Origin of the sequence: Streptococcus sp. oral taxon 071 str. 73H25AP, assembly GCF_000146755.1 — a bacterium.
Taxonomy (GTDB): Bacteria; Bacillota; Bacilli; order Lactobacillales; family Streptococcaceae; genus Streptococcus; species Streptococcus oralis_T.
In genome coordinates this window covers 877,891-891,700 of sequence record NZ_GL397254.1, presented here as the reverse complement: position 1 = coordinate 891,700, position 13,810 = coordinate 877,891, and the positions used below count along the sequence as shown (strand labels likewise).

Here is a 13,810-nt window from a genome sequence, read left to right as displayed (position 1 = left end):
GGAGTAGCCCATGGGAAAACCTTTGTTGACAGATGAAATAATCGAACGTGCCAATCGTGGGGAGAAAATCTCTGGGCCACCTCTTCAAGATGACGAGGAAACTAAAATTTTATCAACTTCTTCACAAAACTTTGGTTATTCACGTTCTAGAGACTATAATTCTATTCAAGATACTTTAACAATCGAAGTAGAGCCAACGATTCATAAGAGCCGTCGCATTGAGAATACCAAGAGAAATGTTTTTAACTCAAAATTAAACAGAATCTTATTTACAGTCATCCTACTCTTGATTTTACTTGTGTTGGCGATGAAACTTTTGTAATAGAAAAGGAAATAAAATGAAAATTGGAATCATTGCAGCAATGCCAGAAGAGCTCGTACACTTGACTCAGAATTTAGATCGAACACAAGAAGTCCAAGTCCTCGGAAATACTTACTACACTGGCACTGTTGGCAAGACAGAAGTTGTTCTAGTTCAGAGTGGGATTGGAAAGGTCATGTCAGCTATGAGTGTAGCGGTGTTAGCTGACCATTTCCAAGTAGATGCCGTTATCAATACAGGATCGGCAGGTGCAGTTGCAGAAGGTATTGCCGTTGGAGATGTAGTGATTGCGGATAAGTTGGCTTACCATGATGTGGATGTAACTGCTTTTGGCTATGCTTATGGTCAGATGGCTGGTCAACCTCTTTACTTTGAATCCGATAAGAACTTTATCGCTAGGATTAAAGAAAACTTATCTCAGTTAGAACAGACCTGGCACCTAGGCTTGATTGCTACAGGGGATAGCTTTATAGCTGGAGATGATAAGATTGCTAGTATCAAATCCCACTTTCCAGATGTTTTAGCCGTTGAGATGGAAGGGGCAGCGATTGCACAGGCAGCTCAGGCTCTTGGCCTACCTTTCTTAGTCATTCGTGCCATGAGCGACAATGCCAATCACGAAGCTTCTATCTCTTTTGATGAGTTTATCATTGAAGCTGGACGTCGTTCTGCCCAAGTTTTACTGGCCTTTTTAAAGGCTATGGATTAAGCGGAAATTTGACAGTTTATCTAGCTTATGATAAGATTTAAGTAAAGAAAAGCTAGAAAACGTTTCAGAGGATATTATGAGTATTGAAATGACCGTCAGTGAGATTGCAGAGGTCCTAGGACTCTCTCGTCAAGCAATCAACAATCGTGTCAAAGAACTTCCAGAAGAGGACACGAAAAAAAATGACAAAGGTGTAACAGTAGTTACTCGAAGTGGCTTGATCAAGCTAGAAGAAATCTACAAAAAAACGATTTTTGAGGATGAACCAGTCAGTGATGATGTCAAACAACGTGAACTGATGGAAATCTTGGTCGATGAGAAAAACGCTGAAATTCTTCGCTTGTACGAGCAACTTAAGGCCAAAGACCAGCAGTTAGCAGAAAAGGATGAACAGATGCGTGTTAAAGATCGACAGATTGCTGAAAAGGACAAACAGTTGGACCAACAGCAACAATTAACTCTTCAAGCTATGAAGGATCAAGAAAGTTTGAAACTAGAGTTGGACCAAGCAAAAGAAGAAGTCCAAGCAACCAAAAAAGGCTTTTTTGCTCGCTTATTTGGAGGAAAATAAAGAAGCTGTTTGGGTTATTCACTAACCTGATAGCTTCTTTTATTATTTATGGATTAAATCGAGTTGGAACTGAGGTAAAAAATGGAAAAATTAAGAGATTATATTGCCTTTGATTTGGAGTTCAATCAATACGAAGGGGTTACCCATTTAATTCAAGTATCAGCAGTTCGCTTTCAAAATGGTCAAGAAATAGGTGCCTTTGATTCTTATGTTCATACTACAGCACCTTTGAAGAGTTTTATCAATGGCTTAACTGGAATCACAGCTGAAACCTTGAAAGATGCGCCAAAGGTAGAGCAAGTTTTAAAAGTCTTTCAGGCATTTGTCGGCAACTTACCTATCGTTGGTTATAATGCAGCTAAGAGTGATTTGCCTATTCTCTTGGAGCATGGTATCGATTATCGTGATCAGTATAAGGTTGATCTATATGATGAAGCTTTTGAACGGCGTAGTTCTGACCTACACGGGATAGCTAATCTTAAATTACAAACTGTCGCGAATTTTTTAGGTTTTCACGGGAAGTCTCATAACAGTTTAGAGGATGCCCGCATGACGGCGCGTGTTTACGAAGCCTTTTTAGAATCGGATGAAGGAAAGCTATTAATAGAAGACCAGAGTAGTTTTTCTCTGAATAATCCTTTCGGTGGCTTAGATTTATCTCAATTTTTAGACTAGGAGTGCCTATGAAACCTGAAAAACCTAAAAAGCTAGGTTTTAGGAAGATATACTATAACCTAGATAAAATACTATTTCTATTTTTCTTGATTTTCATGATGGTAGAGTTTGTTTGGTTGCCATTGAATTCATGGATAGCTGGCATACTTCTAAGACAAACAGGTTACTTGTTTATCTCCTACAATAACTTTTGGGCGATTATACAAGGCTCGCCTTTTGTCAGTTTAGCCTTTCTCATTTTAATAGTAATCAATCTTTTAGTGGCTTATTTTCAAATCTGTCTTTTGTTCATTGGGGCGCGTCACCTTCTCTACCATGAAAAGAGAACCCTGATTGAATATAGTCGAAAAGTCTTTCACCAGAGTTTTCTATTTGTCAAACGATTGAGCTTTTGTAAGATGGCCTTTGTCTTCTTTTATGTAGCTCTGCTTTTTCCTTTTATTAGGAAAATTTTAAAAATCTACTATCTCAATAAGATTATTATTCCTGATTTTATCGTTACATACCTAGAAGATAAGAACTGGCTGGTAGGGCTGTTGATCATAGCATCCGCTTGGATCTTTCTCTACATTTCTGTTCGCTTCATGTTTGCCCTTCCTAAGATTCTCTTTGAAAGAAAGACAGTAAGAGAAAGTGTGAAATATAGTCTCCAAAAGACGAAGAAAAACGTCCTTTTCTTCTCTTGGCATCTCCTACTCATTATCATTAAAACCTATCTCTTCTTCTTTGTTTTGTTAATTCCCTTGCTCTTTGCTCAGGCGGTAATGGATAATTTTACTCAAAAAGAATCCTTGATTCTTGGTGTGATTAATTTTATCTTGATTAAAAACCTCCATTACATGACTCTGACTTATTTCCTAGTGAAGTTTGTTTCCTTCCTGACAGGAGAAGAGTTGGAGATCATGCCAAGGCGAAAGAAAGACCATTTGATGAGGTGGGGAGTCATGGGGTGTGCAAGTATCTTCTTTGCTTTAGAAGGTTACATCTATTTGGAGTCTCCGGATACCAATACACCTTTAGTGATTTCGCACAGAGGAGTAAGTAATAAAAATGGTGTTCAAAATACTGTGCAGTCTTTGGAAAAAACAGCTCAACTAAAACCAGATCTCATTGAAATGGATGTTCAGGAAACGAAAGACGGTCAGTTCGTGATGATGCACGATGCTAACCTTAAATCGCTAGCAAGAATTAATGCTACACCGCAAGACTTAACTCTGGATGAATTAACAAATACAGATATTTACGAGAATGGTTATCAAACAAAGATTTCAAGTTTTGATGCCTATTTAGAGCGAGCAAATGCTTTAAACCAAAAATTGTTGATTGAGATTAAAACCAGTAAAAAAGATAGCCCACAAATGATGGACCATTTCCTTGAAAAGTATGGAACGACGATCAAGAAATATGGCCACCAGATGCAGTCACTAGACTATCATGTGATTGATAAGGTCTTGGCTTACGATCCTGAAATTCCAGTGTACTTCATTCTGCCATATAATAGTGTGTTTCCGAGAACCAAGGCGACTGGTTATACCATGGAATATTCAACTTTGGATGAATACTTTGTCAATAAACTTTGGACAACAGATCAGAAACTATATGTTTGGACTGTGAATAGTTCTGAGTCCTTTGATAAGGCAGTCAGACTTGGAGCAGATGGAATGATAACGGATGATCTTGAAATGGTCCAGTCACAAGTCACAATGGCTCAAGATGATCCGGAATACACGGAATTACTCTTAAAGAAAGCAATGGAATTCTTTGATTTCTAAGAAAAAAAGAGAAACAGATGTTTCTCTTTTTTTGTGGATTAGAAAGGCAATTTTCCAGCGAAAGCACCGAGTTTCTTCTTAGTCGTTTCATCAATTTGTTCAAGTGCAGCGTTAATCGCTTGAACAGTCATGTCAGAAAGGGTTTCAAGATCTTCTGGATCTACAACTGCTGGATTAAAGTCAATGCTGACCACTTTCTTATCACCAGTTAGAGTTGCTTGGACAAGGTCTTGAGCTGATTTTCCAACAAATTCCATGGCAGCGAGTTCTGCTTGACTTTGTTCCATTTGTTTTTGAAGTTTTTGTGCTTGGCGCATCATGTTCTGCATGTTCATCATAGCGGTTTATAGTTTCCTTTTTCTATTATTTTCTTTTTTATTTTACCAACTTTAGGAGCAAAAGTCTAACAATAGTTTAAAACATCGTAGAGATTGCTTTCTTAAATTTACAAAAATGGATGCCACAATTTTCCTAGCTTTTTCTTGTATTTCTAAAAATATGTTTAAGTTTTATTTAAGGTTTCTATTATATTCTAAAGAACTATATATTAACCGAACGTTGAATGAGGGGTATAGAGAATAACCTAAATTTATTTCTTAATTTATTATAATTTTTCAGACTTTGTTGAATATTGTTCATTTTTCATCCTAATAATGAGCCGATTCACATGGTGGTTCTTTATCTTTTCTTCATGATAGGCATATATTGTGATATAATAGATAGTAATGAGTTTTTTAGAATAAACTAAAGGAGAATATAAATGGTCTATGCAGGAATCCTAGCCGGAGGAACTGGCACACGCATGGGAATCAGTAATTTACCAAAACAATTCTTGGAGTTGGGTGATCGACCTATTTTGATCCACACAATCGAAAAATTTGTTTTGGAACCAAGTATTGAAAAAATTGTAGTTGGAGTTCATGGAGACTGGGTGTCACACGCTGAGGACCTAGTTGACAAGTATCTTTCTCTTCACAAGGATCGCATCATCATTACCAAGGGTGGTGCTGATCGCAATACCAGTATTGAGAAGATTATAGAAGCCATTAATGCCTACCGTCCAATCACTCCAGAAGATATCGTGATTACCCATGACTCTGTTCGTCCTTTTATCACACTTCGCATGATCCAGGACAATATCAAACTCGCCCAAAATCATGATGCGGTTGACACAGTAGTAGAAGCGGTTGATACCATTGTTGAAAGTACCAATGGTCAGTTTATCACGGATATTCCAAATCGTGCTCACCTCTATCAAGGTCAAACACCTCAGACTTTCCGTTGCAAGGATTTCATGGATTTGTATGGTTCCCTATCTGATCAAGAAAAGGAAATCCTAACGGATGCATGTAAGATTTTTGTTATCAAAGGGAAGGATGTTGCCTTAGCCAAAGGTGAGTATTCAAACCTTAAAATCACAACTGTAACAGATTTGAAAATCGCGAAAAGCATGATTGAGAAAGACTAAGGCTATGATTAATCAAATTTATCAACTGACAAAACCAAAGTTTATCAATGTAAAATACCAAGAAGAGGACATTGATCAAGAGAATCATATCCTTATTCGTCCAAATTATATGGCGGTTTGTCATGCAGATCAACGTTACTATCAAGGGAAACGAGATCCAAAGATATTGGCTAAAAAGCTTCCTATGGCTATGATTCACGAGTCTTGTGGAACTGTTATTTCAGATCCAACTGGGACTTATGAGGTCGGTCAAAAGGTAGTTATGATTCCAAATCAACCGCCTATGCAGAGTGACAAGGAGTTCTACGAGAACTACATGACAGGGACCTACTTCCTATCTAGTGGTTATGATGGCTTTATGCGAGAATTTGTCTCTCTTCCCAAAGACCGAGTTGTTTCTTATAATGACATTGAGGACACTGTTGCCACCATTACCGAGTTTGTAAGTGTTGGTATGCATGCCATGGATCGTTTCTTGCATCTCGCTCATAGCAACCGAGAGCGCATCGCTGTTATCGGAGATGGTAGTTTGGCCTTTGTGGTTGCAAATATTATCAATTATACCTTGCCAGAAGCAGAGATTATCGTCATTGGTCGCCATTGGGAAAAGCTGGAGCTCTTCTCTTTTGCAAAAGAGTGCTACATTACGGATAATATCCCAGAGGATTTGACCTTTGATCATGGATTTGAGTGTTGCGGTGGTGATGGTACAGGTCCAGCTATCAATGACTTGATTCGTTATATTCGTCCACAGGGAACGATTCTCATGATGGGAGTAAGCGAATACAAGGTTAATATCAATACACGAGATGCTTTGGAAAAAGGATTGTTATTAGTGGGATCGTCTCGTTCAGGACGCGTCGATTTTGAAAAGGCCATTCAAATGATGGAAGTTAAAAAGTTTGCGAATCGTCTTAAGAATATCCTTTATGTTGAAGAACCCGTGAGAGAAATCAAGGACATTCACCGTGTCTTTGCTACAGACCTTAATACTGCTTTTAAAACAGTATTTAAGTGGGAAGTATAGAAGATGGAGGTTAATTGTGGAGAAACTCATCAAAGAAAAAATTTCTTCTTTACTATCTGAAGAAGAGCAAGTACTCAGTGTTGAACAGCTTGGAGGCATGACCAACCAAAACTATTTGGTCAAAACAACCAACAAACAGTATATTGTGAAATTTTTTGGTAAAGGGACTGAAAAACTCATCAATCGTCAAAATGAAAAGTACAATCTTGAACTTTTAGAGGATTTAGATTTAGATGTCAAAAATTACCTCTTTGATATTGAGTCAGGGATTAAAGTAAATGAATACATCGAATCGGCAGTAACTCTTGATTCAATATCTATCAAGTCCAAGTTTGAAAAGATTGCACTAATTTTACAAACCATCCACGCTTCAGGGAAAGAATTAAGAGGAGAGTTTGCTCCTTTTGAGGAAATCAGCAAATATGAATCCTTGATTGAGGGACCTATCCCCTATGAAAACTATGAAGCTGTGAGAAAAGAAGTATTCTTGCTAGAGAAAAGATTGGCTGATTTGGGTGTTGATAGAAAATCCTGTCATATCGATTTGGTACCAGAAAACTTTATCGAGTCACCACAAGGTCGCTTGTATTTGATTGACTGGGAATACTCTTCCATGAATGATCCAATGTGGGATCTGGCAGCTCTATTTTTGGAGTCTGACTTTACAAATCAGGAAGAAGAAGATTTCCTTGCTTATTATGAAAGTGACAAAACTCCAGTATCTCGTGAGAAGATTCGTATCTATAAAATCTTGCAAGATTCTATCTGGAGTTTGTGGACAGTCTATAAAGAAGCTCAAGGGGCTGATTTTGGAGATTATGGTATCAACCGTTACCAAAGAGCTGTCGAAGGTTTGACTTATTATGGAGGTTAGGATGAAGAATAAAAATGGTGTTTCTTTTGGTCTGCTCTCTGGTATTTTCTGGGGATTAGGTCTAACAATTAGTGCTTATATCTTTTCAATTTTTACAAATCTTTCGCCTTTTGTTGTGGCTGCTGCTCATGATTTCTTGAGTATCTTTATCTTGTTAGCTTTTCTTTTGGTAAAAGAAAGAAAAGTTCGTCTTTCGATTTTCTTAAATATTCGAAATGTGAGTGTAATTATCGGTGCTTTACTAGCAGGACCTATTGGTATGCAGGCCAATCTTTATGCGGTTAAATATATTGGTAGTTCTCTAGCTTCATCTGTATCGGCTATTTACCCAGCAGTTTCAGTTTTACTAGCCTTCTTCATTTTGAAACACAAGGTTTCAAAGAATACAGTATTCGGTGTTTTCTTGATTATTGCAGCGATCATTGCTCAAACCTACAAGGTTGAACAAGTTAACTCGTTTTACATTGGAATTCTTTGTGCCCTTGTCTGTGCCATTGCCTGGGGGAGTGAAAGTGTTCTCAGCTCCTATGCTATGGAAAGTGACTTGAGTGAAATCGAAGCACTATTAATCCGACAAGTAACCTCATTCTTGTCCTATCTTGTGATTGTGCTCTTTTCTCACCATTCATTTGCAGAAGTAGCAGATGGGCAATTGCTCGGTTTGATGTTAGTCTTTGCAGCATGTAATATGATTTCATACTTAGCCTACTATATTGCTATCAACCGTTTACAACCTGCAAAAGCGACAGGTTTGAATGTGAGCTATGTAGTCTGGACTGTCTTATTTGCAGTTATTTTCTTGGGTGCACCTCTAGATATGCTGACAATTATCACTTCACTTATTGTTATGGCTGGTGTTTATATTATTATTAAAGAATAAAGGAGATTCGTGTGAAAGCGATTATTTTGGCAGCGGGCTTAGGAACTCGTCTGCGCCCTATGACTGAAAATACCCCTAAAGCCTTGGTTAAGGTCAACCAAAAACCTTTGGTAGAATACCAAATTGAATTTTTGAAAGAGCGTGGAATTGATGAGATTATCATCGTTGTCGGTTACCTCAAAGAACAATTTGACTACCTAAAAGAAAAATATGGTGTCCGTTTAGTCTTTAATGACAAGTACGCAGATTACAATAACTTCTATTCACTTTATCTAGTAAAAGAAGACTTGGCTAACAGTTACGTCATCGATGCAGATAACTATCTTTTCAAAAATATGTTTCGAAACGATCTTAAACGTTCTACCTATTTTAGCGTTTATCGTGAAGACTGTACAAACGAATGGTTCCTAGTTTATGGTGATGACTATAAGGTTCAAGATATCATTGTTGACAGTAAGGCAGGCCGTATTTTGAGTGGTGTATCTTTCTGGGATGCTCCAACTGCAGAGAAGATTGTTGGCTTTATTGACAAAGCATATGCAAGTGGTGAATTTGTGGATCTCTACTGGGACAATATGGTTAAGGATAATATCAAAGAATTAGATGTGTATGTTGAAGAATTAGAAGACAATAGCATTTATGAAATTGATAGTGTAAAAGATTACCATAAGTTAGAAGAGATTTTATCTACTATTGAGTAAGGAAAGAGAAGAAGGCTTGAGCCTTCTTTTTATGTAGATTTTAAAACAGAAATGTTTGATATTGATTATATTCTTTAAACAAAACAAAAATTACAAAAAAATGAACAAAATGAAACAAAAAATATTGACAACGATTTCATATAGTGTTATACTTATACCATAAAAGATAATTGAAAGAAGGGAAAAGGTTATGGGATTAGATCATTTCTTTGACAAAAACCTGGTGTTTTGCTTAGAAGCGGATAATCAAGAACAACTTTTTAATCAGGTGGCAACCTTATTGGAAGAACGAGAAATCGTTACTCCAACTTATCGTGAAGCCTTGATCGCGCGTGAGAAGTCATTTCCAACTGGCTTAGATATGGAATTTCTAGGAAAGGATTTGCCAAATGTAGCGATTCCTCATACAGATATTGTTCATAATCTAGCTGAGAAAGTAGTGGTTGTTCGATTAGAAAAACCAGTAACTTTTCACAATATGATTGCTCCTGATAGAGAGGTTGAAGTTTCACTGCTCTTCTTTATCATTAACAATTCAAGTTCAAGTCAAACAAATATTCTGGCTCAGTTGATGGATTTCTTTACAGGGAAGGATCATCTAGAAGATCTATCAAAAATTTCTGAACCAGAAAAACTTTATGCTTATATTGCTGAAGCAACAGCTTAATCTTGTCTATTAAAAAATAAAATCGGAGGAAATCCAAATGATTAAAATTCTTGCTGCCTGCGGTGCAGGTGTTAACTCAAGTCACCAAATTAAAAGTGCCCTAGAAGAAGAACTTTCAAACCGTGGTTATGATGTTCACTGTGATGCAGTCATGGTGAAAGATGTAAACGAAGACCTTATCAAGGGCTACGATATCTTTACACCAATCGCTGCAACTGACCTTGGTTTTGAACCTGGTATTCCAGTAATTGAAGCTGGACCAATCTTGTTCCGTATTCCAGCGATGAGCGCTCCAGTATTTGACAATATTGAAGCAGCTATCAAAGAACACGGACTAAGCTAATTTATTCTTTATCTTGTTAACATTCATATAACTAAAAAAACGGGAGGAACTATTATGGATGTCATTATCGAACTAGCCAATAAGATTTTCAAGCCAGTCTTGGAAATGGGTGGTCCTATCATCATGCTGATCATCTTGACAGTATTGGCCTTACTATTTGGAGTGAAATTCTCCAAAGCGCTTGAAGGTGGTATCAAACTTGCCATCGCCCTTACTGGTATCGGTGCTATCATTGGTATGCTCAACGGAGCTTTCTCAGCTTCACTTGCGAAATTCGTTGAAAATACTGGTATTCAGTTGAACATCACTGACGTTGGTTGGGCACCACTTGCTACGATTACTTGGGGTTCTGCATGGACACTTTACTTCTTGCTTGTAATGCTGATTGTCAACGTTGTGATGCTTGCAATGAAGAAAACGGACACACTTGACGTTGATATCTTTGATATCTGGCACTTGTCAATCACTGGTCTTTTGATCAAATGGTATGCAGACAACAATGGTGTTAGCCAAGGAGTTTCACTTTTCATCGCAACTGCAGCAGTTGTCCTTGTAGGTGTTTTGAAAATCATCAACTCTGACTTGATGAAACCAACATTCGACGACCTTCTTAATGCACCAAGTTCATCACCAATGACTTCAACTCACATGAACTACATGATGAACCCAGTTATCATGGTTTTGGATAAGATCTTTGATAAAGTATTGCCAGGTCTTGATAAATACGACTTTGACGCTGCAAAATTGAACAAGAAAATCGGTTTCTGGGGATCTAAATTCTTCATCGGTTTCATTCTTGGTATCGTTATTGGTTTGATGGGTACTCCACACCCAGTTGCAGGTGTAGAAGGAGCTGATAAATGGGAACTTGTTATTAAAGGTTGGTTGAGCCTTGGTTTGACTGCCGGTGTCTGCTTGGAGCTCTTCTCACTTATCGGATCTTGGTTCATCGCAGCCGTAGAACCACTTTCACAAGGTATTACAAACGTTGCTACTAAACGTCTTCAAGGACGTAAATTCAACATCGGTCTTGACTGGCCTTTCATCGCTGGTCGTGCTGAAATCTGGGCTTGTGCAAACGTACTTGCTCCAATCATGCTAGTAGAAGCTGTGCTTCTTTCAAACGTCGGTAATGGTATCTTGCCACTTGCAGGTATCATCGCTATGGGTGTAACTCCAGCTCTCTTGGTTGTTACACGTGGTAAATTGCTCCGTATGATTATCTTCGGAACACTCTTGTTGCCTCTCTTCCTTCTTTCTGGTACACTTATTGCACCATTTGCAACTGAACTTGCTAAAGGTGTGGGTGCCTTCCCAGAAGGTGTGAGTCAAACTCAATTGATTACTCACTCAACTCTTGAAGGACCAATCGAAAAACTTCTTGGTTGGGCAATTGGTAATGCCACAACAGGTGATATTAAAGCAATCCTTGGCGCAGTAGTCTTCCTTGTATTCTATGTAGGTATCTTTGCTTGGTATAGAAAACAAATGATCAAACGTAACGAAGAATACGCAGCAAATGCTAAATAATTCGCTCCTATAAAATGTAAATTGTGAGAACTAGGTTGTTAATTTCCTACATTGGGAGTGGCAACCTAGTTTTTTATATAAATATCTAAAAATAGTTGGAGAACATTATGGTAATTGAAATCAAATCAGACCAGTTAACGGTCCAGTTTAAAACTTTAGGTGGCGCCTTGTCGTCAATCAAGGACCGAGAAGGAATTGAGTATTTGTGGCAAGGAGATGCCACTTACTGGAGTGGACAAGCCCCAGTACTTTTTCCAATCTGCGGCTCTTTAAGAGAAGATACAGCAATCTATAGTCATGCGGATGGAACGGAAACGAAAGGAAACATTCCTCGCCATGGTTTGGTCCGTAAAAAAGAATTTGAATTAGTTGATCAAACAGAAAACAGTGTAACCTTTGCTATCGAAGATGATGAGAATACTTATCAAAACTATCCTTATCATTTCCGCCTTGAAATCACTTATCTAGTGACTGGCAAGACCGTTCGTACCCAATACAAAGTCTTCAATAGAGAAACTAATAAAGTAATGCCATTCTTTATAGGAGGACATCCAGGGTTTAATTGCCCTCTTCTAGATGGCGAAACTTATGAAGACTACTATTTAGAGTTTGAGAAGGAAGAGACTTGCTCTGTTCCACGTCCTTTCCCAGAAACTGGACTCTTAGACTTCCAAGATAGAAGTCCATGGTTGGATTCACAAAAGGAAGTGGATCTCAGTTACGATCTGTTTAGTGTTGATGCAGTGACTTTAGATGAGTTGCAATCCAGAACAATTTCTCTTCGTTCTCGTAAACATGAGAAGGGATTAAAAGTACACTTCCAAGAGTTTTCAAATCTCATCATTTGGTCAACTTTGAATAAGGGACCATTCATTGCATTTGAACCTTGGTCTGGATTATCTACATCTCTTGAAGAAGGAGATCATTTAGAAGATAAGAAAAACGTTCGTCTCTTGGAACCCGGTCAAGTAGACCAAATTGGCTTTGATATTGAAATATTTTAGATAAAAAAACCACAAAAACAAACATTTATTGTTGACTTTTTCTATAAATAGGAGTATATTATGTTTGTAAGCAACAAATGATGTTTGCAACAAACAAATAATCACTTGTTATATTCTCTTTCGCAGAGAAAGTTTGTTTCTAGGAACTTGATTTCCTGGACTTGGATAAGGTGTAAATCATCTCATTCAATCAAATTTGTCAATAAACTGCTAGAAAGTCTTTTGTAGGTAAACTGCTAACTATAAAAGTCTTTACTAGCCTAGAAAAATAAAAAGGAGTAAACAATATGTCTATTGTTATCGGTGCAGATGCTGCAGGTTTGAGATTGAAAGAAGTTGTGAAAGACTTCTTGGAAAAAGAAAACTTCCACGTTGTGGATGTTACAGCTGAAGGTCAAGATTTTGTTGATGTGACTCTTGCTGTTGCTGCAGAAGTAAACAAAGAAGAACAAAATCTTGGTATCGTGATTGATGCTTATGGTGCTGGTCCATTCATGGTCGCAACAAAAATCAAAGGAATGGTTGCCGCAGAAGTATCTGACGAACGTTCAGCTTATATGACTCGTGGACACAACAACTCACGTATGATCACTATGGGTGCACAACTTGTTGGTGATGAATTGGCTAAAAACATTGCTAAAGGTTTTGTTAACGGTAAATACGACGGTGGACGTCACCAAATTCGTGTGGATATGTTGAACAAAATGTGCTAATTAGATTACAGTAAGAAAGGTAAGTTAAAAATGAGAATTGCAATTGGATGTGACCACATCGTAACAGATGAAAAAATGGCGGTTTCAGAATTTTTGAAATCAAAAGGATATGAAGTCATCGACTTTGGTACCTATGACCACACACGTACTCACTACCCAATCTTTGGTAAAAAAGTTGGTGAAGCCGTTACAAGCGGTCAAGCTGATCTTGGGGTATGTATCTGTGGTACTGGTGTTGGTATCAACAACGCTGTAAATAAAGTTCCAGGAGTTCGTTCTGCCTTGGTTCGTGATATGACAACAGCTCTTTATGCAAAAGAACAATTGAATGCCAACGTTATTGGTTTTGGTGGTAAAATCACTGGTGAATTGCTCATGTGCGACATCATTGAAGCTTTCATCAATGCTGAATACAAACCATCAGAAGAAAACAAAAAATTGATTGCGAAAATTGAGCACGTTGAAACTCACAATGCTCATCAAGCAGATGCAAACTTCTTTACAGAATTCCTTGAAAAATGGGATCGCGGTGAATACCACGACTAAGAGGTGAC

Annotated in this window: 17 protein-coding genes; 16 read left to right on the top strand and 1 reads right to left on the bottom strand. The window is 37.8% G+C overall.

All coding sequences use genetic code 11. The features are described 5' to 3' along the window. Positions 1 to 10 precede the first annotated feature (10 nt). From macP to HMPREF9189_RS06610, 5 genes are all read left to right on the top strand, one after another. The gene (gene macP, locus HMPREF9189_RS06630; RefSeq protein ID WP_000517856.1) at positions 11 to 322 is read left to right on the top strand and encodes a cell wall synthase accessory phosphoprotein MacP; all 312 of its coding nucleotides are present in this window, start codon (positions 11 to 13) and stop codon (positions 320 to 322) included. Between the two features lie 16 nt (positions 323 to 338). Continuing rightward, the gene (locus HMPREF9189_RS06625) at positions 339 to 1,031 is read left to right on the top strand and encodes a 5'-methylthioadenosine/adenosylhomocysteine nucleosidase (RefSeq protein ID WP_000689806.1); all 693 of its coding nucleotides are present in this window, start codon (positions 339 to 341) and stop codon (positions 1,029 to 1,031) included. A gap of 76 nt (positions 1,032 to 1,107) precedes the next feature. Further along, positions 1,108 to 1,602 (top strand): chromosome segregation protein RocS, encoded by a 495-nt coding sequence (rocS, locus tag HMPREF9189_RS06620; protein WP_000021249.1) that lies wholly within the window; start codon positions 1,108 to 1,110, stop codon positions 1,600 to 1,602. 81 nt (positions 1,603 to 1,683) lie between these two features. Beyond that, the gene (locus tag HMPREF9189_RS06615) at positions 1,684 to 2,277 is read left to right on the top strand and encodes a 3'-5' exonuclease (protein ID WP_000413630.1); all 594 of its coding nucleotides are present in this window, start codon (positions 1,684 to 1,686) and stop codon (positions 2,275 to 2,277) included. 8 nt (positions 2,278 to 2,285) lie between these two features. Continuing rightward, entirely contained in the window at positions 2,286 to 4,049 is a 1,764-nt protein-coding gene (locus HMPREF9189_RS06610) for a glycerophosphoryl diester phosphodiesterase membrane domain-containing protein (protein WP_000801711.1), read from the top strand. Between the two features lie 38 nt (positions 4,050 to 4,087). On the opposite strand, the gene HMPREF9189_RS06605 is transcribed toward HMPREF9189_RS06610, so the two are convergent. Next, positions 4,088 to 4,387: a YbaB/EbfC family nucleoid-associated protein gene (locus HMPREF9189_RS06605; RefSeq protein WP_000981516.1), complete on the bottom strand. Its 300-nt coding sequence runs from the start codon at positions 4,385 to 4,387 to the stop codon at positions 4,088 to 4,090. Between the two features lie 422 nt (positions 4,388 to 4,809). On the opposite strand from HMPREF9189_RS06605, the gene HMPREF9189_RS06600 reads away from it, so the two are divergent. The 11 genes from HMPREF9189_RS06600 (at position 4,810) to lacB (ending at position 13,802) form a co-directional block, all read left to right on the top strand. Beyond that, positions 4,810 to 5,517 (top strand): 2-C-methyl-D-erythritol 4-phosphate cytidylyltransferase, encoded by a 708-nt coding sequence (locus HMPREF9189_RS06600; RefSeq protein ID WP_000262370.1) that lies wholly within the window; start codon positions 4,810 to 4,812, stop codon positions 5,515 to 5,517. Positions 5,518 to 5,521: 4 nt separating this feature from the next. Then, positions 5,522 to 6,544 (top strand): ribitol-5-phosphate dehydrogenase, encoded by a 1,023-nt coding sequence (locus HMPREF9189_RS06595; protein WP_000609904.1) that lies wholly within the window; start codon positions 5,522 to 5,524, stop codon positions 6,542 to 6,544. A gap of 16 nt (positions 6,545 to 6,560) precedes the next feature. After that, entirely contained in the window at positions 6,561 to 7,418 is an 858-nt protein-coding gene (locus HMPREF9189_RS06590) for a phosphotransferase family protein (RefSeq protein ID WP_000413091.1), read from the top strand. 1 nt (position 7,419) lies between these two features. Then, the gene (locus HMPREF9189_RS06585) at positions 7,420 to 8,298 is read left to right on the top strand and encodes a DMT family transporter (protein ID WP_000791844.1); all 879 of its coding nucleotides are present in this window, start codon (positions 7,420 to 7,422) and stop codon (positions 8,296 to 8,298) included. Between the two features lie 11 nt (positions 8,299 to 8,309). Continuing rightward, positions 8,310 to 8,999 carry a sugar phosphate nucleotidyltransferase gene (locus tag HMPREF9189_RS06580; protein WP_000643949.1) on the top strand — a complete coding sequence of 230 codons (690 nt, stop codon included), beginning with the start codon at positions 8,310 to 8,312 and terminating at the stop codon, positions 8,997 to 8,999. A 190-nt stretch (positions 9,000 to 9,189) separates the two neighbouring features. Then, positions 9,190 to 9,666, top strand: coding sequence for a PTS sugar transporter subunit IIA (locus HMPREF9189_RS06575; protein WP_000521983.1), 477 nt, complete (start codon positions 9,190 to 9,192; stop codon positions 9,664 to 9,666). Positions 9,667 to 9,703: 37 nt separating this feature from the next. Next, complete coding sequence (locus HMPREF9189_RS06570) at positions 9,704 to 10,009, top strand: PTS sugar transporter subunit IIB (protein WP_000590551.1); 306 nt, start codon at positions 9,704 to 9,706, stop codon at positions 10,007 to 10,009. 54 nt (positions 10,010 to 10,063) lie between these two features. Then, positions 10,064 to 11,539, top strand: a complete 1,476-nt coding sequence (locus HMPREF9189_RS06565; RefSeq protein WP_000382510.1) for a PTS galactitol transporter subunit IIC — start codon at positions 10,064 to 10,066, stop codon at positions 11,537 to 11,539. 107 nt (positions 11,540 to 11,646) lie between these two features. Next, positions 11,647 to 12,543: an aldose 1-epimerase family protein gene (locus tag HMPREF9189_RS12030; protein ID WP_000234158.1), complete on the top strand. Its 897-nt coding sequence runs from the start codon at positions 11,647 to 11,649 to the stop codon at positions 12,541 to 12,543. A 287-nt stretch (positions 12,544 to 12,830) separates the two neighbouring features. Then, a complete protein-coding gene (gene lacA, locus HMPREF9189_RS06555) occupies positions 12,831 to 13,256 on the top strand; it encodes a galactose-6-phosphate isomerase subunit LacA (RefSeq protein WP_000029277.1) in 426 nt (141 codons plus the stop codon). Between the two features lie 30 nt (positions 13,257 to 13,286). Further along, entirely contained in the window at positions 13,287 to 13,802 is a 516-nt protein-coding gene (gene lacB / locus HMPREF9189_RS06550; protein WP_001216921.1) for a galactose-6-phosphate isomerase subunit LacB, read from the top strand. Positions 13,803 to 13,810: the final 8 nt, after the last annotated feature.